The organism is Rufibacter ruber (genome assembly GCF_014138425.1).
GTDB classification, from domain to species: domain Bacteria; phylum Bacteroidota; class Bacteroidia; order Cytophagales; family Hymenobacteraceae; genus Nibribacter; species Nibribacter ruber_C.
Genome location: NZ_JACJIQ010000001.1, coordinates 592,629 through 618,325 on the forward strand (window position 1 = coordinate 592,629; position 25,697 = coordinate 618,325).

General features: G+C 51.1%; 18 protein-coding genes. 7 read left to right on the forward strand and 11 right to left on the reverse strand.

What is annotated here, in order from left to right:
- The first annotated feature begins 40 nt into the window (after positions 1-40).
- Together mce and FHS90_RS02340 are read left to right on the forward strand one after the other, a co-directional pair.
- Positions 41-442: a methylmalonyl-CoA epimerase gene (gene mce / locus FHS90_RS02335; RefSeq protein ID WP_066839764.1), complete on the forward strand. Its 402-nt coding sequence runs from the start codon at positions 41-43 to the stop codon at positions 440-442.
- A 748-nt stretch (positions 443-1,190) separates the two neighbouring features.
- Positions 1,191-2,621: a CCA tRNA nucleotidyltransferase gene (locus FHS90_RS02340; protein WP_182511463.1), complete on the forward strand. Its 1,431-nt coding sequence runs from the start codon at positions 1,191-1,193 to the stop codon at positions 2,619-2,621.
- Positions 2,622-2,935: 314 nt separating this feature from the next.
- On the opposite strand, the gene FHS90_RS02345 is transcribed toward FHS90_RS02340, so the two are convergent.
- From FHS90_RS02345 to FHS90_RS02355, 3 genes are all read right to left on the reverse strand, one after another.
- Complete coding sequence (locus FHS90_RS02345) at positions 2,936-3,463, reverse strand: nuclear transport factor 2 family protein (RefSeq protein ID WP_182511466.1); 528 nt, start codon at positions 3,461-3,463, stop codon at positions 2,936-2,938.
- Positions 3,464-3,642: 179 nt separating this feature from the next.
- Positions 3,643-6,123 carry a GIN domain-containing protein gene (locus tag FHS90_RS02350; RefSeq protein ID WP_182511468.1) on the reverse strand — a complete coding sequence of 827 codons (2,481 nt, stop codon included), beginning with the start codon at positions 6,121-6,123 and terminating at the stop codon, positions 3,643-3,645.
- Positions 6,124-6,125: 2 nt separating this feature from the next.
- Complete coding sequence (locus FHS90_RS02355) at positions 6,126-6,464, reverse strand: PadR family transcriptional regulator (protein ID WP_066838412.1); 339 nt, start codon at positions 6,462-6,464, stop codon at positions 6,126-6,128.
- Between the two features lie 597 nt (positions 6,465-7,061).
- Here FHS90_RS02355 and FHS90_RS02360 point away from each other — a divergent pair.
- Positions 7,062-8,141 (forward strand): putative type IX sorting system protein PorV2, encoded by a 1,080-nt coding sequence (locus tag FHS90_RS02360; protein WP_246386568.1) that lies wholly within the window; start codon positions 7,062-7,064, stop codon positions 8,139-8,141.
- A 5-nt stretch (positions 8,142-8,146) separates the two neighbouring features.
- A complete protein-coding gene (gene porU2 / locus FHS90_RS02365) occupies positions 8,147-13,165 on the forward strand; it encodes a putative type IX secretion system sortase PorU2 (protein WP_343049554.1) in 5,019 nt (1,672 codons plus the stop codon).
- A 403-nt stretch (positions 13,166-13,568) separates the two neighbouring features.
- Here porU2 and FHS90_RS02370 read toward each other — a convergent pair whose 3' ends face one another.
- The 3 genes from FHS90_RS02370 to FHS90_RS02380 are packed head-to-tail and all read right to left on the reverse strand — an operon-like array spanning position 13,569 to position 16,259.
- Positions 13,569-14,075 carry a dihydrofolate reductase gene (locus FHS90_RS02370; RefSeq protein WP_182511472.1) on the reverse strand — a complete coding sequence of 169 codons (507 nt, stop codon included), beginning with the start codon at positions 14,073-14,075 and terminating at the stop codon, positions 13,569-13,571.
- The gene (gene fmt, locus FHS90_RS02375) at positions 14,072-15,070 is read right to left on the reverse strand and encodes a methionyl-tRNA formyltransferase (protein WP_425502063.1); all 999 of its coding nucleotides are present in this window, start codon (positions 15,068-15,070) and stop codon (positions 14,072-14,074) included. Before fmt ends, FHS90_RS02370 begins: the two co-directional genes overlap by 4 nt.
- A complete protein-coding gene (locus FHS90_RS02380; RefSeq protein WP_182511474.1) occupies positions 15,018-16,259 on the reverse strand; it encodes an exo-beta-N-acetylmuramidase NamZ family protein in 1,242 nt (413 codons plus the stop codon). Before FHS90_RS02380 ends, fmt begins: the two co-directional genes overlap by 53 nt.
- Positions 16,260-16,312: 53 nt before the next feature.
- On the opposite strand from FHS90_RS02380, the gene FHS90_RS02385 reads away from it, so the two are divergent.
- The gene (locus tag FHS90_RS02385) at positions 16,313-17,527 is read left to right on the forward strand and encodes an ABC transporter permease (protein WP_066838426.1); all 1,215 of its coding nucleotides are present in this window, start codon (positions 16,313-16,315) and stop codon (positions 17,525-17,527) included.
- Between the two features lie 178 nt (positions 17,528-17,705).
- Here the strand turns inward: FHS90_RS02385 and FHS90_RS02390 are convergent, their stop codons facing one another.
- Both FHS90_RS02390 and FHS90_RS02395 read right to left on the reverse strand, forming a co-directional pair.
- The gene (locus tag FHS90_RS02390) at positions 17,706-18,497 is read right to left on the reverse strand and encodes a mechanosensitive ion channel family protein (protein ID WP_066838429.1); all 792 of its coding nucleotides are present in this window, start codon (positions 18,495-18,497) and stop codon (positions 17,706-17,708) included.
- Positions 18,498-18,652: 155 nt separating this feature from the next.
- Complete coding sequence (locus FHS90_RS02395) at positions 18,653-19,348, reverse strand: peptidoglycan DD-metalloendopeptidase family protein (RefSeq protein WP_066838432.1); 696 nt, start codon at positions 19,346-19,348, stop codon at positions 18,653-18,655.
- A gap of 224 nt (positions 19,349-19,572) precedes the next feature.
- On the opposite strand from FHS90_RS02395, the gene FHS90_RS02400 reads away from it, so the two are divergent.
- Together FHS90_RS02400 and FHS90_RS02405 are read left to right on the forward strand one after the other, a co-directional pair.
- Entirely contained in the window at positions 19,573-20,652 is a 1,080-nt protein-coding gene (locus FHS90_RS02400; RefSeq protein WP_182511476.1) for a ferredoxin--NADP reductase, read from the forward strand.
- 18 nt (positions 20,653-20,670) lie between these two features.
- On the forward strand, positions 20,671-22,404 hold the full coding sequence (locus FHS90_RS02405) for a M3 family oligoendopeptidase (protein ID WP_066838438.1): 1,734 nt from the start codon (positions 20,671-20,673) through the stop codon (positions 22,402-22,404).
- A 722-nt stretch (positions 22,405-23,126) separates the two neighbouring features.
- Here FHS90_RS02405 and FHS90_RS02410 read toward each other — a convergent pair.
- The 3 genes from FHS90_RS02410 to paaC form a co-directional block, all read right to left on the reverse strand.
- Positions 23,127-23,756 (reverse strand): hypothetical protein, encoded by a 630-nt coding sequence (locus tag FHS90_RS02410; protein ID WP_066838445.1) that lies wholly within the window; start codon positions 23,754-23,756, stop codon positions 23,127-23,129.
- Positions 23,757-23,762: 6 nt separating this feature from the next.
- On the reverse strand, positions 23,763-24,248 hold the full coding sequence (gene paaD, locus FHS90_RS02415; RefSeq protein WP_066838446.1) for a 1,2-phenylacetyl-CoA epoxidase subunit PaaD: 486 nt from the start codon (positions 24,246-24,248) through the stop codon (positions 23,763-23,765).
- A 692-nt stretch (positions 24,249-24,940) separates the two neighbouring features.
- Positions 24,941-25,696, reverse strand: coding sequence for a 1,2-phenylacetyl-CoA epoxidase subunit PaaC (paaC, locus tag FHS90_RS02420; protein ID WP_182511478.1), 756 nt, complete (start codon positions 25,694-25,696; stop codon positions 24,941-24,943).
- Between the last annotated feature and the right edge of the window lies 1 nt (position 25,697).

A 25,697-nucleotide genomic window follows, 5' to 3' on the forward strand; every position in this document is an offset into this window, starting at 1 on the left:
ACACAAAAATCGTCAGTTAGAATAAGTTTAAATAAGCAGTATGCAGGTAGAACACATAGGCATAGCCGTAAAAAATTGCAATGACGCCAATCAGTTATTTGAAAAATTGCTGGGCACCGCGCCTTATAAGGCCGAAAAAGTGGAAAGCGAAGCCGTAAACACGTCTTTTTTCCACGTGGGGAACACCAAAATAGAGCTGCTGGAGGCCACCTCTGAAAACAGCGCCATTGCCAAGTTCCTGGAGAAAAAAGGGGAGGGAATTCACCACATTGCGTTTGAGGTGGCAGACATTCACGCCGAAATGGAGCGCCTGAGAAGTGAAGGTTTCCAGCTCCTGAATGAGGTTCCCAAACGCGGGGCCGATAACAAATTAGTGTGTTTCGTGCACCCCAAAACGGCCAACGGCGTGCTGGTGGAACTGTGTCAGGAGATACGGGAATAGCAGTTTCTGTGCGTTTTTGGCCTGTTTTTGGGAAAGTAGGCCGAAAACGGAAAAGCAATATTCCCTCTCCCTCGGGGAGAGGGTTAGGGGCAGCGGTGGCTACTGGCATAGTCGCTCGCAGGTCCTCCGGACGCTACGAGGTCTTTGGGGCCGGCTGTAAAGTAGGTGAGGAGGGCGTTTGAAAAAGGATTTTCTTTCTGGCCTTTGCTCTCGGTTATCTTGACTTTGCTTTCCTAAAGGATACTAGGTGAGGTAGAGGTGAGGAGTTTGACTTTGGACCTAAGACCAAGAAGTCGCTGACATTACAACAGGCACAAGGCCTGGAAGTAACTTCCGCGGCATGGTGGAATGCGTTTGGCTCCCGGCGAGTCTGGAGACTCGCACCACTGCTAGGCACGAGTCAGAGACTCGCGCCAGCGCTACACTTTTATAACAAACAGCCATCAACAATCAGCAATTTCATAAAGACCTCGTAGCGTCCGGAGGACCTGCGAGCGTCTGCGCCAACGGCGGTTGCCCAACCAAAGACCTCACAGGTTTTCAGACGCAGGAGGGCAAACCCAAGACTTCCGTTTTCGGGCTGTTTTGGCCAAAACAGCCCGAAAACGCTTTGCAGAGCTCCCCTCTCCGTGGGAGAGGGGCAGGGGGTGAGGTCGGGTTTACTATTTTCCCGTACCTTTGCTGCCTCAAATACGCACTTCGCCGCAGGCGAAGAAAAGCGTACACCATCAAAATCAACACATTGCCCATGACCACCCCAGACATCACCCTTCCAGAACACCCGGTTTTTGCCGTAGTGGCCCAGGCGGCCAAAGAGCTGAACCAGGAGGCCTACGTGATTGGCGGGTTTGTGCGGGACTTGGTGCTCAAGCGGCCCAGCAAAGACATTGATGTGGTGTGCCTGGGCAACGGCATTGAACTGGCCCAGCGCGTGGCAGACAAACTGCCCAACAAACCCAAAGTAGCCGTGTTCAAGAACTTCGGGACGGCGATGCTCAGGACTGAGGACGGCTGGGAAGTGGAGTTTGTGGGCGCGCGCAAGGAGTCTTACCGCAGCGAGAGCCGCAAGCCCGACGTGGAGCAGGGCACGCTGGAAGACGACCTCAACCGCCGCGATTTCACCATCAACGCCATGGGCATCAGCCTGAACGAAGGCAGTTTCGGGCAGCTCATTGACCGCTTTGACGGCCTGAAAGACATTCGGCGGAAGAATCTCAAGACACCGCTGGAGCCCGGCATTACCTTCTCAGATGACCCGCTGCGCATGATGCGCGCCATCCGGTTTGCCAGCCAGCTCAACTTTGACATTGACCCAGATACGTTCGACGCCATTTCAGAGAACAAAGAGCGCATCAAGATTGTCTCGCAGGAGCGGATAACCGATGAGCTGAACAAGATTGTGCTCTCCAAAACGCCCAGTTACGGGTTCAAGCTGCTGTTCCAGACAGGGCTGCTGCACTTGATTTTCCCCAAGATGGTGAAGCTGCACGGTGTGGAGACCATCAACAAGAACAGCCACAAAGACAATTTTTACCACACGCTGCAGGTCTTAGACAACGTGGCCGACGTCTCTGACGACCTCTGGCTGCGCTGGGCCGCCATTCTGCATGACATCGCCAAGCCCGAAACCAAGCGCTACAACGAGAAAGTGGGCTGGACCTTCCACGGCCACGAAGACCGCGGCGCCCGGCAGGTGCCCAAGATCTTCGCAGATTTAAAGCTGCCGCTCAACGAGCACATGAAAATGGTGCAGAAACTGGTGAAGCTGCACCTGCGGCCCATCGCGCTGGTGAAGGAAACCGTCACCGATTCGGCGATACGCCGCCTGCTGTTTGAGGCCGGCGATGATATTGACCGGCTCATGCAGCTCTGTAAGGCAGACATCACCTCTAAGAACCATGACAAGGTGAAACGTTATTTGCAGAACTTCGCCAAAGTGGAGCAGAAATTGAAGGAAGTAGAGGAGAAAGACCAGCTGCGCAACTTCCAGCCGGTGATTACGGGAGATCTGATCATGCAGACCTTCGGGATTGCCCCGTCTAAGGAGGTGGGCATCTTGAAAAGCGCCATCACCGAGGCTATTCTGGAAGGCGAGATCCGGAATGAATATGACGAGGCCTTTGCGTTTCTGCTGGCGCAGGGCAAGCGTTTAGGCTTGACGCCTGTTGCCTCGGCGTAGCCGAAGGGAGCGAAGCCATTGTGTAACCCGGCTCCTGTTTTCGGCCTGTTTTCTCAAAAACAGGTCGAAAACAGGAGCCGGGTACTTTATGCGGCAAAGGTGCTAAAAGAAAAACCGGGCCTTCATCAGGTATACTACCCTAGAAGAGGCCCGGCCTATCATACAAACAACCAAACAAAAATTTTCTTTAAGTATCAGGAGAGGAATAGATTGCTTTATTTTTCTATTTTGTTATCCTGAAAGGATCCTGGTGGCGAACGGTAATAGCGGGTCATATGTGCTTTCCTGGTTTGAGCCGTCTGCTGTTGGGCAGGCTAAGGGCGCTTCTGGAGTTGGGGTAGGGGAGCAGGGCCGTGGTCATAACTGAGAACTCTGGCCATTCTCCAGGTGCCGTTTTGCAGCAACCAGAGGTTTGAAAATTTAGCTAAGCCAGCCAACTGCTCTTTCTTTCCTTTTTCGTGCTCGTAAAAATAATGGTCTCCTGAGATTATGGCGCCGTAAGCCTGGTCTGCGTTGTACAGCGGGTACACGTGAATGGTGCCTTTGACTGCCTCTCTTCTCACCCTGTACTCCTTGTTGCTACATAAATTGTTCTTGATGCTGGAAAGGAATTTTTCCTTGCCTAAGGTGATCCCGCCTTTGTCATGGTAGAATTCCACGTCATCAGAGACAAACTGCTTCATGCGCTCAGAGTCACACTGGTTGTAGGAGGTCCAGAAAAGGCTGTCAAGGGCAAGAATGGTCTGGGTAATGGCTTGTGACGGCTTTTGAGCCCTGGTGCTGGTCGCACTGCCCGTGAACAGTAGCGTAATCATGATCAGTGGGAGAAGATATTGTTTCATAGTTGCATCTGTTAAGGCTGTGGTTGGGCAAGAAAAGTTTTCTGAAAGAGGAAAAAGAAGGAGGACTTTGCCAGAAGCGCGTCCTCCTTGTCACAGGGAGCTCTAAGAAATCCAGAGAAGAACTCCGTTGTGATTTGCGTTTTGGGCCTGTTTTCCTAAAAACAGGCCGAAAACAGAAACTATTTGCGGCTCACGCTGGAACCGCCAGACTTGTCTGCGTCTACCTGCTGCACCTCACCGGTGTAGCGCACATCACTGGCGCCGCTGGCGTGGGCCTGCAGGTATTCTTTCACGTTGACCTCTGCGTCACTTGCTCCGCTCAGGTCAAGGTTGGCCCGCACGGCGGTGAGTCTGAGTGCATTGATGGAACAGGCGCCGCTGGCGTTAATATCCAATTGGTCAGCGTGGCCCTTGAGGTGCAGCTGTGAGGCACCGCTCAGCTCAGCGTCCAGGTTCTGGGTGCTGATGGCCATGGCCACCTGGCTGGCCCCTGACTGCTGCAGTTCAAAGTTGTCTGGCGCGAAGCCTATGATTTCGGCCTTGGCCGCCCCGCTCAGGTCTACTGACCGCAGGTCTGGGGTTTCAATCTCAATGAGAATGGCTTTGGTGTTCATGCCCCAGAACTTGAAATAGCCGTTGTCGCGTTTAATTCTGAGCACCCCGTTCTGCTCCCTGATCTGCAGGCGGTCCAGCTCTTTCTCTGAACCGGTCACCCGCACGTGGTGGCGGTATGACTGCTTGATTCTGATGTGGTAGGCGCCTCCGGCCTCTACCTCATTGAAGTCACTCACGTTGTAGATCTTTGACACGCCGCTGTAGTCATCATTCAGGATAGAAAGCTCGTCATCAAGGTTGGCGGCCAGGCCTGTGCCTGCGGTGGAGTCAGGAGAAGTGCCGGTTCTGGTGCTGTCTACTACGCTGCAGCTCAGGCACACCAGTCTGCCGTCTTTGATTTGCCAGGTGTTGTTGGCCAGGTCATCTGCGTCATAGTCTCCCTGGGTGATATCACCGTAGAAATGGTTGGCAAAGCCAGAGGAGAAGCGCACGTTTTTGCCTTCGGGCACCAGAATTTTTATGTCCAGGTCCTGGGCCCGGAAGATGGCGTTGGGTTTAAAGGTGAACGCATCATCAAACCTGAGCACAGAATCTCCTTGCGGAACAATCTTGTAAGACAGCATCTGGGCGTTTTTAATGGCGTCTGCCTCGTCAAGGCCCTGGCCTTTGTAAGTCTGGATCACCTTGACATCAGTGCCCGTATAGCCTTCCAGCTGTACATTCAGGTGGTGGCCGTAGTCATAGTTGGTGTCCCGCACTTTGAGTTCCAGGGTGTTGTACCCGGCGCCGGGGAAGCTTTTCTCTACCACTACTTCACCAGACTCCTGGAAATGGCGGGCTGAGAAGGCGATGCCGGTGGCCAGGGCGGCCACGGCTACCAGCCAGATGCCCAGCATAGACCAGCCAATGGTGGGTCTCAGGTAGAACCGCTTGGTTAGCAGGCCAACGCCTACCAGGAACAGGAGCAGCGCCGGAATGATCCCCGCAAAGAAGGCTGCCCATACCAACCAGCTTGGCAGACCTCTAAAGAATTCAGCCACCGGCAGGTCGCCCAGGTGAATAAAGCCAGGCTGGGAGATTTCGCCAATGGCAGCAATGAGCATAACCAAGAGGGAAATCAGGAAAGCACCCGCAATGAACATGAGCAACAGCCCCGCAAAAATGCGGATGAGGGTGATCAACACCGTTAGCACCGGGTGGAGGGCCTTTGACAACACCTGAATGATTTGTGAGATCAACCGTACCGGGAACAGGAGGACTTTGGCTAAGGTGCTCTCCTGGCCGTTAGCGTCCTGCATGTTCAGGTTGTTTTTAACCGAGGCTTCTATACTGGAGAGCGTGACGGGGTTTCCCTGCATTTGCACCCGCTCTGTGATAGATTTGGCCTCTGGTACGGCAATCCATAAGATGATATAGGTGATCAACCCAATCCCGAAGAAAAAGAAGATCAGGAACAGCAGCCGGATGATGGCCACATCTGTGCCGAAGTAGATGGCAATGCCGCCGGCCACCCCGCCCAGTTTCTTGTCTACGGGGTCCCGGAACAGTTTGCGCACTGGTATCTCGGGCAGGGCCTCGTTCTCAGGCAGGGCAATCCAGCAGATGACGTACAGGATTGCGCCAAACAAGGTGAAGCCACCGGTGAACGGCACACCCAATACCAGCAGAATAAAGGCCAAACGCACCCAAAGCGGGTCCACCTGCAGGTAGTTGGCAATGCCAGAGGCCACGCCGGCCAGTACTTTGCGGTTTACGTCACGGTACAGGCGTTTTTGGCCGGTAGAGGTGGTGTGGTTGTAAGCGGCTGAGGCGGCAGGGGCTGGTTCTTCTTCCAGGGGCTCATCCATCTCAAAGTCAGTCACGGTTCCCATCTGGGCAATGAGGGCCTGCACGTCTTCGCGGGTGATCACCTGCTTGCCGGGGTTGAGGCGGGAGAAGAAGATTTCGGCTATGCGGGACTCAATGTCTGCCACTATTTCTTCATGGCCTTCATAAGAGGAGAAGTAGGCCTTGATAGCGGCCAGGTACTGGCGCAACATCTCGTAGCCGTCTTCCTCTACATGGAAGATCATGCCTTGCAGGTTGACACTAATGTTCTTTTTCATGGCTAGTTGGATTTCTTGCGGTTGGTGATGAAGGTGGTGGAGTCTACCAGTTCCTGCCAGGTAAGGCGTAGCTGTTCCAGAAACTCGGTGCCAATGGCGGTGAGTTTGTAATATTTGCGGGGTGGCCCCGAGGTGGATTCCACCCAGGAGTAATCTAAGAGGCCGGCGTTCTTCAGTCTGGTCAGCAGTGGGTAGAGCGTCCCCTCCACTACTATCATCTTGGCCGCGGTCAGTTCCTCCAACATGTCAGAGGCGTAGACTTCGCCGCGCGAGATGATTTCCAGAATGCAGTACTCCAGAATCCCTTTCCGCATCTGCACTTGTGTGTTTTCTACTTTCATGGTCTGTGAGTCTGAATTGTTGATGCAAATATATAAGCAGGTACTATGTAACACAAGGTACTGTAAAAATTTATTTTTTGTTTCACCTCAAAAGTGCGAATGGCGCCAATGCTGAGGGGTTGAGCGCAGAAGCCGGTTTCTGTTTTAAGGCTGTTTTTCCAAAAACAGCCCTAAAACAGAAAGAGAAAATAAGTCTGCGGCAGTAAGATTTTCTGAGGGATGAAGGGGCTAAACGGAGGCCTGGGTGTAGAGGAAAGATGGCTAAATCAAACGTTAGGGGAGGCAATCTGGTGAAAAGGGGCGGCTGAAAAAGAAATATGCTCCAAAGTGGAACACTTATAGACACTTAATTGTAATAAGCGTTGAGGCGTGAAGAGTATCTGGAAAAGGCTGGAATACAGCTTTCCCCCCACAAGGGGTGGGTCTCTGCAGACGCAGCAGCTGAGCGGGTCAATCCCGTTCTGTGCCACGGGTAATGCAAAGACAGGGCTTGGACAGCGGCATGGGCTGCCCAAGCCGGAATTTAAACAGGCTCTAAATAGAATAGTACGTATATATTTACATCTGAATTAGCGTTGGTGTCGTTAGTTTCTCTATATGGCAAAAAGATTTTTACTCGCGTTTCCCCTTCTTTTTTTCTTGTTTTTCACCCGCTCCGGGCAGGCGCAGGAGATTTCTGCCCCTAAATACAGCAATGAGTTCCTGAACATTGGAGTGGGTGCCCGTGCGTTGGGAATGGGGGGAGTGCAGTCGGCTATTGTGCGGGATGCCACGGCTGGTTTCTGGAACCCGGCGGGTTTGGTGGGCCTGCCTAAACGCCATAACGTGTCTTACATGCACTCTGAGCTGTTTGCCGGCATTATCAAAAATGATTTCGGGTCTTACGCCACCAACCTTGACTCCACCAGTGCCCTGGCTTTCTCTGTGATCAGGTCTGGGGTAGATGATATTGCTGATACCCGCAGGCTCCAGAATGAGTACGGGGCCATCCAGTATGACAGTATAGAGTTCTTCTCTGTGGCAGATTACGCGTTCCTGGCGTCTTATGCCCGCCGCAGTAACTGGCTGCCCGGGTTAACCTTAGGTGCCAACGCTAAAATTATTTACCGCAACGTGGGTGACTTTGCCAGCGCCTGGGGTTTTGGCCTGGATGCCGGTGCCCAATTGCGCCGGGGTAACTGGCAGTTTGGCGTGATGGCCAAAGACATTACCACCACCTTCACTGCCTGGAAACTAAACCCAGATGAATTAGAGTCTACGTACCTGCAGGAGGAAAACTCCTTCAACACCAATAGCATTGAAGTGACCCTGCCGCGCCTTATTCTAGGGGCTGGCCGGTCTTTCCAAATGACTGACCGCTTCTCGGCTACCGTTGCCACTGATCTGGATATCACCTTTGACGGAAAACGGAACACGCTGCTGGCTACTGGTGTGGTGTCTGTTGATCCCAGGGTTGGGTTTGAACTGGGGTATTCCAACACTGTTTTCCTGCGGGGCGGGATCAATAACATTCAGCAGTTTGAAAACCTGGACGGGAAGGGCAGTTGGAAAGTACAGCCTAATTTTGGGGTGGGCGTGGCCACCCATGGGCTCCTGTTAGATTTGGCCTTGTCAAAGGTGGCTGACAATTCCCAAGCCTCTTCTTTGATTGTATCTGTTGCCTATAGTTTTGATTGATTTGTGTGCCTGCTATTAAGATGAAAACACCTTACTCTCTTCCATTTACCTTTCTGACGCTTCTGTTCCTGGCGGTTCTGGTGGGTACTGCTGTGCAGCCTTCTTATGGGCAGCAGACCACCTATGGCAATGAATGGATCAACTACAGCCAGAAGTACTATAAAATCAAGGTGCCCGCTACGGGTATCTACCGCCTTGACAGGAACTACCTGCAGGCCGCCGGTATAAGCGGGGTAGACCCTAGAAATTTACAACTTTACCGCCGGGGGCAGGAGGTGGCCATTCTGGTGTCTGGCGAGGCAGACGGCTCTTTTGATGCAGGTGATTTCCTTGAATTCTACGGCGAGAAAAATGACGGGGCCTTAGATGCCGAATTGTACAAAGACCCTGCTGATCAGCTAAACCCGCATTATAGTCTTTACACAGATACGGCTTCCTACTTTTTGACCTGGTCAACCAGGGCCGGGAAACGGATGCAGGTAACCCGTTCCTCTCCTGCAAATATCACCCCAGAACCTTGGTTTTGGCAAACGCGCTTAATTCAGTTTACAGACAGTTATTCACGGGGAAAAGCGTATGGCTCCAACCACATGTCTTGGATGGATAGTGCTGAAGGCTTTATGTCTGGAGCATCTTCCGGTACTAGGAATGTAGTGGTAGATTCGTTGCTGAACCTTTACAACCTTGGCCCAAAGCCAACGGTGGAAGTGGCTTTGGCGGGTTCTAATGCTTCTACCCCAGATGTAGATGTTTATGCGGTGAATGGAACCTCTGAGAGATTGCTGGGCAACCTCATGTTCCCGGTTTATGGGTCGGCCAAAAGGAGCTTTCCTTTAGAGTTTAGTGACATAGCCGCAAACGGAAGGGTAACCATTCGTTTTATCTCTAAAAATGGCAGCTCCACCAGGGTGTCATATGTAAAGGTGAAGTTTCCGCAGCGGCCAATTATGCATATAGCCGCGTTAGGTTTAGAAAATGCAACTTCTACTACAGGCTCTACCTTGTATAATCTTGAAGGGACCCATGCTGCCAATGCCGTTGCTTATGATATCACTTCAGCAACCAATGTTGTTAAAATAGAGGGGGTCGCCAATGGCACGCAGAGAAGTTTTGTGTTTACCCAACCCGCTAGTTCTTCCCTTCAAAAAGGTCTTTTATGGGCTAAGGCACCAATGGTGCCGGTATCTGCGCGTGAAGTTAAATTTAGGTCTTTTAGCGGAAATTCAGCCTCCTACCTAATCCTCTCTCATAAAAGTTTGATGGCTTCCTTTGGCACATCTACAAATCCTGTGAAGGATTATGCCAGTTACAGAGCATCTGCCGCAGGCGGAAGGCATGACACGTTGGTAGTTGATGTTGACCAGCTGTATGATCAGTTTTTCTATGGAGACAAATCAGCCGCCTCTATCAGGCGCTTTATGAAGTACATGCTGGCCCACGGTACTCCAAAATACCTGTTTATTTTAGGTAAGGGAATTGAGCCAGACAATGTGACGTTACGGCGCACCCCTCATACCTTGGCGGCGAAAGACCTGATACCAACAGGCGGCGTACCCAGCTCTGACGTGTTCTTTACATCTAACTGGGAATTAGACCAGTATGAACCTTTGGTAGCAACCGGGCGCCTGCCGGCCCAAACCCCGGCAGATGTTCTGGCTTATCTGGAGAAGGTAAAGGAACATGAATCCTTACCTCAAAACGCTGAATGGCGCAAGAACATCCTGCATCTAGGGGGAGGAACCACTCCAGAGGAAGGGAAAAAATTAGAATCTTACTTGAACAGTTATAAAGCTGTAATTGAAGGGAAGCTTTTAGGAGCCGAAGTGAAAACAAGGGCGCGTGAGAGCCATCAGAATTTAGAAGTCATTAATGTGGCATCTGAGTTGAATAGAGGCTTGTCTCTAATCACGTTCTTTGGGCACAGTTCCTCTACTACCTCAGATCTGGACATTGGGTATGTCTCAGCACCACAAAATGGCTATAACAATAGAGGTAAGTACCCCATGATTCTAATGAATGGCTGTGGGGCAGGAAATAGTTCTACGGTAGAGGTGTCATTTGGAGAAAACTGGCTATTGACACCGGCCAAAGGGGCCTTGCTGTTTATGGCTCATACAAGTACCGGCTACCCTACGTTGCTGTATGCCTTTAGCCGTACTTTTTATGAAGTTGCTTTTTCAAATGAAGAATTTTATGGAAAACCAGTTGGTGTAATTCAACAGGAAACGGTAAGGCAACTAGACAATTCTATTGCGGGCTTCAACTCCAAGGCCATGCTCATGCAAATGGATTTAAAAGGAGATCCTGCTGTGGCTTTGGTGGCCCCTCAAAAACCTGATTATACCATCAATAACAGCTCATTGTCTATAAAATCACTAGACGGAAGGCCGCTCTCTGCGGCTACAGAGAAATTTGCGGTAGCGGTTGATATCCGCAATCTGGGCAAGGCGGTTGATGCTCCTTTTTATGTGAAGGTTAAAAGGGTGCTTCCAAACGGAGAGGTTTTGCAATTAGATTCTGTAGAAGTATCCCATCTGTATAACAGAGATACAGTAGAAGTAATGTTTGAGTCTAAAGTGCCGGTTCCAGGTGTCAATTACTTTGAGGCTACGGTTGATTCAAGAAATACTATTGAAGAAATTGAAGAGGCGAATAATACTGCCCGTTTTGAATTCTTCTTCCCGGTGAGCAGTGTATTGGCGTTGGCACCTAAAAATTACAGCATCGTTCCTACCCAGACAGTGAAACTTATTGGGCAGTCTACCAACCTGCTTACAAAAGCCCCTGATTTTTATTTCGAGATTGATACGGTAAGCACCTTTAATAGTGCCTGGAAAAAGTCTACAGTAATACCAAGCACAACGTTGCCTATCTGGGAGGTGACTTTGCTTACGCCTACAGGGCAGAATGACAGCATTGTGTATTTCTGGAGGTTCCGGAACAAAGATATTGATCCACAAGAAGAAGTAGTTTGGGCTACAAGTTCCTTCAGGCACATTCCTAACAGCCCTGCCGGCTGGTCACAAAGCAAGATAGCCCAATTAACAGAAGCAGGCACCAAAGATTTGGAATTAGATGTGCCAGCAAAGAAGATGGAGTTCAAGAAGAACGTCAACAAGTACATTATGATTAGAGGAGTTGGCGGGAATATCCACTTCGGGTTTCCACCAAACTCTATTTATATTGAGGGAACCAGAACTATTGACGCTGACTGTTACACAGACCGCCCCAATATGATGGCCATTGTGTTTGATGACAAAACACTGGAGCCCTATATGCAAATGCCTGAAGGGCTTGCTTCACTCTGCGGACGACCAAAAGAGGCTAAAATTACTTACAACTTTGTTGATTTAAGAAAACCAGAGAATCTGGATAAATTGGAAGCATTTCTAAGAAGCGTGCCAGATGGGTACTATGTAGCCATGGTAGGGATGAGGAATGTGCCTTATAACACCATGAGTGAATCACTAAAGGCGCAGTTCAGAGGTTTAGGATCTGCTTTAATAGACCAATTGACTGCCGGTGACCCATTTGCCATAATAGGCAGGAAAGGCGCAGCAATGGGTACAGCCCAAGAGGTAGGTCCGGTGAGAGATGGGGAGATTGCCTCTGCTGATCAAGCTATTGTGTTGGAAGGCCAAATCAAGACTAGCTCCGGGGTAGGATCCATAAGCTCAACTTTAATAGGCCCTGCCAAAGAATGGAAGAGTCTCCAGCACCAGTTAGTGCTTGAGAATTCAGATTCATATCAATTAAGTGTGATAGGGGTTGATTTAGAAGGGAAAGAGACTACTATTTTAAAAGATGTTAAGTCCAGTACTTATGATCTGTCTTCTGTAAATCCCGCAATTTTCCCTTACCTCAAACTGAACTTGTCACTTAGTGATCTTGAAAACAGATCAGCGCCGCTGTTGAAAGAATGGCTGGTACTTTATGAAGAGGTGCCGGAGGGGGTTCTGCGGCCAGATATAATAGGGCTTGAAAAGTATGCCTCAGTGGCAGAGCAGGCTGCGGGGGGTGAAGTAGAGCTACAGTATGCTTTCCACAATATCACCAATATAGATTTCCCGGAGCAGCTTTCAGTAGTGGCCACATTTTTCAAAGATGACGGGACTTCCCTGTCAGAGACCTTTAAAGTTGATCAGTTGCTGAAGCAAGATACCATCTACTTTAAGCACAAAGTTTCAACACTTGGTTTGAAAGGTGCTAACCGCATCAGAATTAATGTTAATCCTCAACTGTTGCCGGAGCAGAATTATTTTAACAATACACTAGAGATTCCCTTCAACATTGGTGATTTTGCAGGAATGCCTCCCGTTCTAGACGTTGCTTTTGATGGCTCCCGCATATTAGACGGCGATATTGTGTCACCCAGCCCTGTGATAAGTATCCAGTTGAAGGATAACTCAGGAAAGCTGCCTGTGAAGCAGTCACAGAAAATGAAGGTGTACCTCCGGAGGCCAAATGCTACGCAAGCAGAAGAAATACTAGTAGATACCAACCAAGATGTGCGCGTGTTTCCGGCAGACGAGAAAAATGATTTACGGGTAGAATACAATCCCAAAATGTTGCCAAACGGTACTTATACATTAGAAGCCGAAGGACTGGATATGAACAACAATAAGTTGGGGGGTACCTATAAGATAAACTTTATAGTAGAGAACGAATCCAGTGTGACCAATTTCTACCCGTACCCCAACCCATTCTCGTCTAAAACACGCTTTATTTTTACTCTTACAGGAAGTTATATTCCAGAACGTATAAAAATCCAGATACTAACCGTAACTGGTAAAGTAGTTCGGGAAATACAGAAAGAGGAATTAGGCGCCCTCAAGATAGGAAACAATATAACTGAATTTGCTTGGGATGGAACAGATGAATTTGGGGATAGACTAGCTAATGGCGTATACCTTTATCGGGTAATGATGGACACGGGTGCCACTGAAATGAAGCACCGCACGTCAAAGAAGATTGGTGATAAAGGTTTTAAGGAAGGGTACGGGAAAATCTACATTCTTAGATAAAACTAACCTGGGTTTTTATTGGGAATGACTCAAATAGAATTCTAACAAAGAGGCCACCTGATAACAGGTGGCCTCTTTGTTAGAGTGGGAATATTGACCAGAGAAGGGATAGTTGCTAAAACTGTAGTGACGGGAAATAATTAACAAAGTACTTCTCTCCTGTTTCTGGCCTGTTTTCTAGCAATACTTCGGACAATTTTAAAAGGCAAAAAGAGGCTTTAGAGGCTATAAATGGGGTTTAAGTAATTAAATGGCAGTTAGGTATTTCCCAAAATGGAGAAAAAACATTGGATGCTAAACCTATACATGCCCTCAAACGCTACAAACGCACTTTTTCTACTCATCTAAACTGTCCGAAGTATTGCTAGAAAACAGGCCAGAAACAGGAGAGAAGTTTATGAGGCTAATTCCTGCTGAACCCGGCTTTTCTTCTAAAGGTAAAGAAGGTGAAAGGGTAGGGGTGCTTTTCATCTGCGGGGTGTTCCTGCTGTTCGGTTACTTCCCAGGCAGCGGCCTCCAGCTCCGGGAAAAAGGTGTCTCCCTCAAACGACTCGTGCACAAGGGTGAGATAGACCACCTCCGCTAACGGAAGAGCCTGTGCATAGATCTGGCCACCCCCAATCACCATGACCTGCTCGTCTAGCGCCAGAGCCTCCTTTAAAGCTTCTTCCAGCGAAGTGGCTTTGAGGCACCCCTCTGGAAGGACAAAATCTTGCCGGCGGCTGACTACAATAGAAGTTCTGCCGGGAAGAGGCTTGCCTATGGCTTCAAAAGTTTTACGTCCCATCACCATGGGGTGCCCCAGCGTAAGGCGCTTGAAGTGCTTCAGGTCTTCTGGGAGGTGCCAGAGCAACTGGTTGTCTTTCCCAATGGCCCTGTTTTCTGCAATCGCGACGACCAGTGCAATCATAACGCTTGCTGAAAAGTGTACCCTCTAAGAAAATCTTTGATGCCCATGCGTTTCTTGCCCTCCATCTGGAGCTCTTCTACTGCATACGCAGTGCCCTCGCCGCATTGGACCTGGAGAAAATCCTTGCCGTCTGTGGTGTAAGAACCGGGAGCCTGACCATGTGAAGAAACAGCAACTGCATGACCGGCTAAAATTTTAAACTGTTTGCCTTCCAACACCGTCCAGGCGGCCGGGTAAGGAGAGAGCCCGCGTACAAAATTATGGACCTGCGCAGCGGGTTGCTGCCAATCAATCTGGCAGGTCTGCTTGAAAATTTTGGGGGCAGACCGAAGCGGCTCCTGCGGCTGTGGCTGGGGATACGGCTGTACCCGGTCTTCTACAATGGCTTCTACCGTCTCCAACAGCAACGAAGCACCGGCATGTTTCAGTTTTTCATACAGAGTCCCAAAGTTGTCTTCAGGGGCAATGGCTACTTTCCTCTGGAGGATAATGTCTCCCGTATCAATCTCGTGCTGCAGAAAAAAGGAGGTAACCCCTGTCTCCTGGTCCCCATTGATCAGGGCCCAGTTGATGGGGGCGGCGCCCCGGTAATGCGGTAACAAGGAGGCATGTATGTTCAGGGAGCCCAGCGGAGGCATGTTCCATACAGCCTCGGGAAGCATTCTGAATGCCACAATCACCTGTAGACTGGCCTGATACCTCTTCAGTTCCTCCTGAAAAGCAGGATCTTTCAGGTTGGTAGGCTGTAATACCGGTAGGTTGTGCTGCAGGGCCACCTCTTTCACCGGTGACGGTACTAACTTTAGACCGCGCCCGGCAGGTTTGTCTGGGGCGGTGATGACGGCCACCACGTTCCAACGGTTCTCTACCAGCGCCTGGAGCGCAGGTACCGCAAAGTCTGGGGTGCCCATGAATATGATTCGTAAATCTTCTTTCTGCATTTTATTGGGCGTCTGGGTAGAGGAGGTACTGGGTGCGCATGGCTTTATAGGCATCTAACCCTGGTTTCCAGCTGGCCCTGATTTCCTGTTCGCTCATGCCTGCCATGACTTGTTTCTGCAGCTGCTCAGTACCCGCCAGGTTGGTGAAAAACTTATTAAAGAATTTTTCCTTTTGCCCAGACGCCTGGTAAAACTCCAGCAGGTAACGCAGGGTAAACGGCTCTTTCAGCTCCAGTTGGCGAAGGTCACGGCCGTAGCAAACCTGGTTCTTGTACGGCGGCTCCATAGACATGCCTGGTATAGGAACAGGGGTAAAAGAGAAAGACTTGTCTGGGAAGTAGGGAGCGCCAATCACCTGGAACGGCATCATGGTGCCTCTTCCCTGGCTCACGGTAGTCCCTTCAAACAGACACAGGAACGGGTACAGTTTGATAGACTGGTCATTGGGCAGGTTGGGTGACGGTTTTACCGGCAGCGAGTAGAACTGGTTGCGGTCATAGTTTTTGACTTTAACAATTTTAACATTGGCCTGCACGCCATTTTTGAGCCATTTTTCCCCGTTAATCATCTGGGCGTACTCCCCCAGGGTGAGGCCGTGGGAGATGGGAATGGTGTTCATGCCCACAAACGATTTGTGCTGCGGCTCCAGAATAGGCCCGTCAATCAGGTAACCCACGGGGTTGGGGCGGTCCAGCAGGAGCAGGGGCTTGTTTTGTTCGGCGCACGCCTCCATGACATAATGCATGGTGCTGCTGTAGGTATAGAAGCGCACCCCCACGTCCTGAATGTCAAACAGCACCACGTCTACGTCTTTCAGCTGCTCTGGCTTTGGTTTTTTGTTGCTGCCGTACAAGGATAGGATAGGGACACCGGTTCTGGCGTCTACAGAGTTGCTTATGTGGGCTCCCGCGTCTGCGTCTCCCCTGAAACCGTGTTCCGGGGCAAAAATAACCGTGATCTTGACGCCGCGGCTCAACAGACTGTCCACCAGGTGGGTTTTCTTGCCAATAATGGAGGTCTGGTTGACCACCATACCCACCCGCTTGCCCTGCAGGTAGGGCAGATACAACTCTGTCTGGTCTGCGCCCGTTAGGAGGGGAGCATCCTGTTGCCTGGTGGTTTTAGTGGCGGCGGCTGAGGTGGCCGGGGCGGCAGACGTGCTGTGGGCCGGTACAGAGCCGGTTTGTTTACAGGCTGCCAGCACCAGACAGAACACTGCCGTACGAAGGAGGGTAGAGAACATAGGTTTAGTTTAAGATCAGATAACTATCTTTAAGCGCAATTTTAAAACAAGAGGTGAATCTTTCCCGCTACATTGCCAGCCGTTTGGCCGGCGCCCGTTCAGACTCGTTTACCGCATCGGTCACAAAAATAGCAAAGTTCAGCGTAGGGCTGGGCATTGCCATCATGATTGTGTCTTTTGCCATCTTAGAAGGCTTCCGGTACGAAATCCAGAACAAGATCTTCAGCTTTGGCGGTCACCTGCAAGTTAGCAAATTTGACACCAACAATTCATTTGAAGGCTACCCCATGAGCACCTCTACCGGGCTGGAGGATTATACCAAAATACCGGGGGTCTCCCACCTGCAGCCCTTCGCCCGGAAAACAGCCATTATCAAAACCGACGAGGAAGTGCTGGGTGTGGTGCTGAAAGGGGTAGACTCAACCTATGACTTCAGGGGCATGCGCGCCAACCTGGTTTCCGGCTCTGTGATGGAATTCAATGACAGCGCCGCCTCTGAGCAGATCATGATGAGCCAGCTCATGGCAGACAAACTTCGCCTGAAGGTGGGAGATGGCGTGTTATTCTACTTCATTCAGAACCCGCCCCGCATGCGCAAGTTTGAGGTGAAGGGGATTTTTAAAACCGGTCTGGAGGAATTTGACAACGTGTACGTACTGGGTGATCTGAAACAGATCAGGGAGCTGAACCAGTGGCCTGACTCACTGGTGGGCGGCTATGAGATCCTGCTCAATGACTTCACCCAGATTGATACCGTGGCCAACCAGGTGTTTGAGAAGATGAACTATGACCTGCAGCTGGAGAAAATCACTGACACCTACGCCCAGCTGTTTGACTGGCTGGAGCTGCTCAAACGCAACGTGATCATTTTTCTGGTGCTGATCATTTTTGTGGCCACGTTCAACATGGTGTCCACCCTGTTCATCATGATTCTGGAGCGCACCAACATGATTGGGGCCTTAAAAGCCATGGGGGCCACCAATGCCCAGATCAGGAAAATCTTTCTGCACCGCGGGCTTCGGCTCACCATTGTGGGGTTGATTGGCGGCAACGTACTGGCATTCGTATTCTGTGCGGCCCAGGACTATTTCCACCTTATTCCCCTAGATCCAGAGAATTACTACATGGAGACTGTGCCCATTTACTGGAGCTGGAAAATCTGGCTTGGCATCAATGTGGTTACCTTTGTGTTGACCATGCTGTCTGTGTTACTGCCCTCCCTCCTGATTTCCCGCATTCATCCGGTGAAAGCCATAAAGTTTGACTAAGTTTCAAAATCAGGTATCTGCCTCAGGGCCAAATGGCACGTTTACTGGTTCTTGCGGTAGCCATTTGCGGCACGGCTGAACGGGTAAGAACTACCTAAACAAGGCAACCTGTTTTGGGGCTGTTTTTCAAAAAACAGCCCCAAAACAGGTTGTTATATAACGGGAACTGGTGACGGTGCTACTTCAGCGCGATGCCGGCTTTCTCAAAGGCGTCTTTAATTTTTTCAGTGAGGTCTTCATAAGCCCCTGACCTGAACGTGCCGCGCTCCCGTTGTACCCAGACCCGCACAAACAGGGTTACGGCTTGCGCCGAAAGTTTCTCCACCCCAACACTTGGCTCCGGCGAAAGCAGCACCCGCTCATCTGTTGCCACCACCTTCAAAATCTCCTCCCGCACCTTTGCCAGCGGAACGGTGGCTTCTACGGTCAGGCTCAGCTCCAGCCGTCTGGTCTGTTCCACATCATAGTTCACAATCACCGCAGAGGCCAGGGGCCCATTGGGGAGGTAGATGGTTTTATTGTCTTCGGTGGTGATGACGGTGTTAAAAATATTGATGATGAAAACGGTGCCTTTCTGCCCCTGCGCCTCAATAAAATCGCCCACCCTGAACGGCTTGATCGTCAACAACAGCACGCCTCCGGCAAAATTGGCCAGGCTTCCCTGCAGCGCCAGCCCCACCGCCAGGCCTGCTGAACCCAGCAACGCCAGGAATGAGGTAATCTGCAGCCCCACCTGCCCAATCACCACCATGATGAGCAGCACCAGCAGCACTACTTTCAAGACGTTGCGCAGGAACGGCCTTAAAGACGGATCCACATCTTTTCTGGTCATTAGGTCATAGGCCCAGGTGGTAATCCTGTTCACCAGGTACAGCCCTATCATCAATATAAAGAGGGCTATAATGAATTTCAGGCCATAAAACAGGACGAAATCCTGTACCTGCACAAAAAGGCGGTCAATGTCTAACATGGTCTTAAAATGAATTGGAAGGTTAATCCTGTTTTCGGGCTGTTTTTCCAAAAACAGCCTGAAAACAGGAAGTTGGTTAGAGCTCCTCAGCCCCAGGCTTGCAAAAGTAAGTTTAGGAGATGCTTCCTGCTAAGGATTTTCAACAATCCCTGACGCTAGATTTTACGGCAGTTCAGCAACAAATTAGGGTCCAGGCAGATCTGTCTGAAGAAGGGGATTTCAGACGGCGCGCACACTCCCGGGAAGTCACCTGCTTTGCCCTGCAGGTTGGCCATGAGCTGGAAGTGCAGGTGCGGTGGCCAGTCGCCGTTTTCTGGGTAGGGGCCAAAAGAGGCTATTTTTTCGCCGGCGGCGAAGGGTTTGCCTACTTCCAAATCACACAAAGAGGCGCGGCTCAAGTGACCGTACAAGGTGTAGAAGGGAATGCCTTCCAGCACATGCTCTAAGAGGATGGTGGGGCCGTAATCGCCAAAGTGGGCATTGTCTTTAAAGCTGTGTACTTTCCCGGCCAGCGGGGCGTACACCGGGGTTTGGGCGGGAGCCCAGAGGTCTACGCCCAGATGCACCGACCGGGATTCAACGGCGCCTTCAAAATGGCCGCTTCGGCGGTAAATTACGCGGTGCTCAAAGTAGCCACCCACGCCCACGGTGGCGTTTCTCTCCTGCAGCATCTGGTGCACCAGTTGTTCAAAGGCTTGGGTGTCTTTTAGATCAGATTGGAGCAGAAGCGGGTTGGCCGCGGTGAAATCAAGACGCGTGACATGTGGGCCGTTCAAGTCAAAGCCCAAAAGAGGGGCAAAGGTGCCCGCCCGCGCCCGCAGCAGAGCCTCCAGTGTAGATGAGTTTTCCATGAAACAAGTCAAAAACGTAAATCCTCCTGAAAGAGGCAGGCAGCCAGAGCATCATCTCTGCGCCTAAAAACACGTATTGCAAGAGAACCGCACAAGTTACGGCAAAATGCTAACGCCCGATAGTTTTTTTACCCAAGGTTCGGGCGGGGCCGTGAAAAGTTGTAACTTTCCTGCTTTAATTCAGTTCTGCAAAACAAAGCTTTTTGTTTTATCTATCATAAACTATGAGCAACGCCTATTTTACCATGAAGGTGGCCGACATCACCCAGGAAACTGCCGATGCCCTCACCCTTCATTTAGAACACCCTGATAAGAACAACATTCCCTTTATTCCGGGTCAGTTTCTTACCCTGATCCTTCCCATCAACGGCCAGAAGGTGCGCCGTTCCTATTCCTTGTGCAGCACCCCAGACGAGCCTTACTTCTCAGTAACGGTGAAGCGCGTAGAGGGTGGCCTGGTGTCTAACTATGTGGCTGACCATGTGAAAGTGGGGCAGGAGATAGAGGTGATGGCCCCGCTGGGGAACTTCAACATCAAGGCAGACCCTAACCAGAAGCGCCACCTGTTTTTCTTTGGCGGCGGCAGCGGCATCACCCCGTTGATGTCTATGACCAAGAGCGTGCTGAAAGAGGAGCCGCAGAGCCGCATCACCCTGGTGTACGGCAACCGGAACCTGAATTCCATTATCTTCAAAGATGCCCTGGCCCAGCTGGAGCAGCAGTATCCTGAGCGGTTTAAAATAGTGCACGTGTTCAATGAAAGCATTGCAGACGCCACTGAACCGCAGGAAAACATTGGCCTGCTTGACCGTACCATGGTGCTGCAGCTGCTGGAGAACCTGAAGGTAGAAGGCTTCTCTCAGGAGAGTTACTACATGTGCGGCCCTGAGGGCATGATGAACGAGGTGCGCGAAGCCCTGCAGTTCATGCGCGTGCCCGCAGACTGTATCTTTAAAGAGAGCTTTACCGCCCCCACCACCACAGAAGACCACGGTGCAGATGTGGGGGCTTCAGACTCTGACGAGATCATTACCCGCACCGTCACCATCATCTATGAGGGAGACGAGTACCAGGTAGAAGTAAAGCCCACTGAAACCATTCTGGAAGCCGGCCTCAAAGCCGATATTGATTTGCCGTACTCCTGCCAGGCCGGCCTTTGCACCGCCTGCCGTGGCAAGTGTCTGAGCGGCCGCGTGCATCTGGATGAGCGCGAAGGTCTGTCAGACGCTGAAATTGACCAGGGGTACGTATTGAACTGTGTAGGCCACCCGCTCACCGCCAACGTGGTGATTGAGATTGGTTAACCGTTTTTGACCTGTTTTATGGAAAACAACCCCAAAACAACCGCGCTGCCCACCCCCAGGCCGCGCACGTATCTGCCTGCCAACTTTGAGGTCACTGACTGGGCTTCACTGGAGCCCATTTTTGAGGAACTCAAGAACCGGGAGATCCCTTCAGCAGAAGCGCTGGAGAAATGGATCTCAGACCGCAGTGAACTGGAGAGCGTGCTCTCTGAGAACATGGCGTGGCGTTACATCAAAATGACCTGTGACACCCAGGATGAGGCGCTGACAGAGGCGTTCCAGTTCTTTGTGCAGGAAATTGAGCCCAAGGCGTCACCGTATGATGATGCTTTTAACCGCAAGTTGGTGGAGTCGCCTTTCCTGGACCAGTTAGACCAGGAGAAGTACCGCATCTACCTGCGCGGCGTGAAGAGGGCCATTGAGTTGTTCCGGGAGGAAAACATTCCATTACAGACCGAAATCAGCACCAAGCAGCAGCAGTACGGCGCCATTGCCGGGGCCATGACCGTGACCCTTGACGGGCAGGAAATGACCCTGCAACGCGCCGCTGACCGCTTAAAGCAAACTGACCGGGCCGTGCGCCAAGAAGCGTACCTGGCCATACAGGAGCGCCGCCTGCAGGACAAGGAGAAACTGGACGAACTGTACACAGAGCTGATCAGGCTGCGCCACCAGGTGGCCACCAACGCCGGGTTTGACAACTTCCGGGATTATATGTTCGCGGCCCTCGGCCGATTTGACTATAGACCCGAGGATACGTTTGCCTTCCACCAGGCCATTAAAGAAAATGTGGTGCCGGTGACCACCCAGATTGACCGCGAGCACAAGGAACAGCTGGGGCTGGAGGCCCTCAAACCCTGGGACCTGGATGTAGACCCTACGCTGCAGCCACCGCTGGAGCCGTTTAAAACCGGGGAGGAGCTGCTGGAGAAAACCATTGCCTGCTTCTACCGCCTAGACGGTTTCCTGGGTGACTGCCTGGTGACCATGCGTGAGATGGGCCACCTGGATCTGGAATCACGCAAAGGCAAAGCACCCGGCGGCTACAATTACCCGCTAGATGAGATTGGCGTGCCGTTCATCTTCATGAATGCCACTTCCTCACTGCGCGATGTGGTGACGTTGCTGCATGAGGGCGGCCACGCCGTGCATTCCTTCCTGACCCGTGACTTGCCCTTGAATGCCGCCAAGCACCCGCCGTCTGAGGTGGCAGAGTTGGCTTCAATGTCTATGGAACTGCTTACCCTGGATCACTGGGACCTTTTCTTCCCTACGCAAGAGGAGCTGGTGCGCGCCAAGCGTCAGCACCTGGAAGGCGTGTTGGAGACGTTCCCGTGGGTGGCCACCATTGACAAGTTTCAGCACTGGGTGTATGAAAACCCCAACCACACCGTTGAGGAACGCCACCAGAACTGGGTGCGCCTTTTTGAGGAGTTCAACCAGCAGGAAGTTGACTGGAGCGGCCTGGAGCACCTGAAGCCGTTCATCTGGCAGAAGCAGCTGCACCTCTATGAAGTGCCGTTCTACTACATTGAGTACGCCATGGCCCAGCTAGGGGCCATTGCCGTCTGGAAACGCTACAAAGAAGATCCGGCGGCCGCCCTGGATGGCTATAAAAAAGCGTTGAGCCTGGGCTACACCGCCACCATTGGTGAAATCTATGAAGCCGCCGGCATCCGGTTTGACTTCTCCAGCGACTACATTCAGTCTTTGGTAGATTTCGTGAAAAGTGAACTGGCGAAACTGGGATAATTTCAGGTATCGTCTGTAAACAGAAATGCCGCTGAAGCTCTAACTTCAGCGGCATTTCTGTTTTCGGCCTGTTTTGGCCAAAACAGGCCGAAAACAGAAAATGTATTCAGTATTGTAAATGAGAAGAACACTGCTGCTTTACATTAAGAGCTTGTTTTCATTTTGATTTTGCAAGCGAAAACGGGAGCGAAAGGTTCTGGCAAAGCGTTTTTTGAACAGCATAGCAGCGCGCTATGGTGCGAGTCAACCGCGAAGTCAGGTTCTTTTGATTCCCGTTTGCAGCGCAAAAGGCAAATTTAAACATGCTCTAAAAGTCTCTGCTTCACGTTTTCAACTTGGACCCATTTTATGAGGAAAGCTTTCAGCTTCCGCGGGTAGTGCGTAGAAATATTCGCAAGTTTAAAACCTGCCTCATTAAGAAGCTACTAGTTGGAAACGTGAAGCAGGAACTTGCTTTGGAGTGTAATATTTATAAAAGGGGAGGGTGGGTTTATCCTGCTGTTCGGGATTTATGATCCCGAACTTAGTTAACTGCGAATTTGTAGTCCGCGCATCTTCCGGCACAAACATGCAGAAGCGGGGATTGCAAATCCCCGGAGTATGTGCTTCCGGATTGCAAATCCGGAAGAGCAGTGGAACAGTTAGAATTGTCCTCCCTCATTTTACGCATTCCCGAGATTCCCCTCCTTGGAGGGATAGGTTCAATAATTGTGTAAATCCAATTATTGATTCGCCTGCGCCGATGAATCTGGTTTCTCAATCCACTGAAACAGCGGTGCCGGTTGCAGGGTGTCATAGGGTTTGCCCAGGTTGGGCAGGCGTTTTTTATACCTTCTCAACAGCGTGTTCATCTCAATGGCGGTTTTGTCATAGCGGCCCCGGTAGAAAACGGTCTCGTTGTGAAGGGTGGAAATGCTCTGGTACAGGGAGTCTACCCGCGCCAACCCTGAGGGGCCGTCTGTGGGGAGAAAAGCCCGCAAGGCGTTCCACACTGAGTCATGGGCTATGTCATAGGCATCAATCCTGCTGGAGTTTCTTACTGTGCGGCGGTCATAACGCAGGGTAGGCAGCCTCCTGATGGATTTTTGCAGGTCGGCGCGCTGTTGGGGCGGCATGACGGCGGGCGGTAGCGCGGCCAAAAGTTCTTCCATCTGCTGAATCTTCACGCTGTCACTGGTCATCATCACGTTCCATTTTCCGGTGAGCGTGTCTGAAAGGGTGGTGAGTTCCTGTTTCAACTGGGTATCTGAGATGGGGCGGGCCAAACGGCCGGGCTTGCCGGAATCACGGGAGCAACTTGCCATGCCCAGCACCATCAAAAAGGCTACTGCCACGGCTAAAATAGTTTTCATACGTACTTACAAAGGCTTAAACTGTTCAAACAACTGCCGGCAGTCGTTACAGAAGTACATGGCGCGGCATAACGTAGGGCCGAAAGGCGTGCGCAAGGTAGTGTTTTTGCTGTGACAGTTGGGGCACTCGGCGTATTCCAGTATATCCAGATCCAGAATGCCCTGGTACGGCTGGGGCGGTGCCAACCCGAAATCCTTCAGCGCCTTTCTGCCTTTCTCACTGATCTTGTTAGAGTTCCAGGGTTCGTCAAAACTCATCACCACTGTAAACGCCTCCACGCCGTGCCGCTGCAAACTCTGCTCTACCTCTGCCCGCATGTACTCCATGGCCGGACACCCTGCAAACGTAGGAGTCATGCGTACCGTTACATGCCCCGTCTCCGGTGCCACCTCCACACCCGTAATCACGCCCAGGTCGTTCAAAGAAAGTACCGGTATCTCCGGGTCTTTCACCTCCTCCAGAAAAGCACGTATTTGATCAGGGGTTAGCATTTGGGTAGTAGTTGTTTTTTTAGTTATTCGTTGTTGGTTTGGTTTACGGAATTTAGGAAGAGCTGTGGTAAATGTAAGTTGCCGTTTTCGGCCTGTTTTGCGAAAAGTAGGCTGAAAACGGAAGTTGCAAAACTCTACTCGGCAGGCCCGGTTTCGCTGCGGGGCAGCGAGGGTAGTTACAAACTACCCATCATCTATAGGCACATGTTGTAAACTCGTGCCAGCGGAAGAGATCTGTAGGAGAAGAAGTAATAGAGGTCTGTACCAGTCCTGTTTTTGGGCTATTTTTCTAAAAACAGGCCGAAAACGGAAAACTTGATTCCTCACTTTCCCTCTTACCACTCCTGCACTCGTTCTTTCCTACTCTTTCCTTCGCTCTTTCTTTTACCTTATCCTCTTTTCCTAGCCTTCCTTTATTTCCCACATTTGGCATTCTCCCTCTTTTGTCATTCTGGAAGTATCTTGTGGGCGAACTAGAAATGTGTTTGCAAAGAAGCCACTACCGTTCGCCCACTGTTCCCTAAGTTCCTTGCAGGGTGGTAAAAATGAGGTTTCTGTATCTGCGTGTTTATGGCGCAAGCGTCCGCTTGTGACCTTCGCATTGCTGATTAGAGATATTAATGGGCACAAGCGGTCGCTTGCGCCATGGTTTGACGAGCAAGCAAGTAAACCAACAACGGGCAACTAAAGAACTACCACTCCGCCGTAGGGTCAATCTTGAACACTTCGGCCATTTCATCTAACAGCGGCTGCAGGTGCTGGGTGTGCTGCCCGTAGCGGCCGCCGTACACGGGTTGAAGGCTTGCCCAGTCAGGTTGTTTTAGGCTTGTTTTGGCCAAAACAGCCGATATGCGCTCTTGCCATTGCGCCTGCAACGCGGCTTCGCCGATGTAAATACCTGTATCAATCAACTCCTGCTCATAGGTAGATGGCTCAAAGATGCCCAACGCAAAGGGCAGCGCGTACTCCAGCGACTGCTGCAAACGGCTGATGCTGTCTTGGGTGGCGGTGCCCAGCTGCTTGACCATCGTGTTGGCGTGCAGCACGTGGTACTTGATTTCCCCCTTCAGCTTGGCGGCAATTTTAGCGACTTCCTCATGAGAGGACTGGCTTAAGGCTTCAAACCTCAGCAGCTCGGCATTGTCAAACAGAAAGTGCCGGATCAGGCTGAAATCGTATTCGCCAATGGGCAGCTCTACCAGCTGGCAGTTATGGAACTGGTCAGCGTTGCGCATAAAGGCCACGGTGTCTGGGTCGCCTTCGCCTAATTCATGGAGCAGCGTGTAGAAGGCCAGGCTGTGGCCTAGTTTGTCCTGGGCCATGCTGGAAAACGCGATGTCTTCTTCCAGCATGGGGCCAATACCGGTCCATTCTGAGTTGCGGTGGCCTAAGATGAGTTCATCGTCGGCTATCTTGTAGAGAAGGTCTTTTAACGCGAGGTCCTGCATG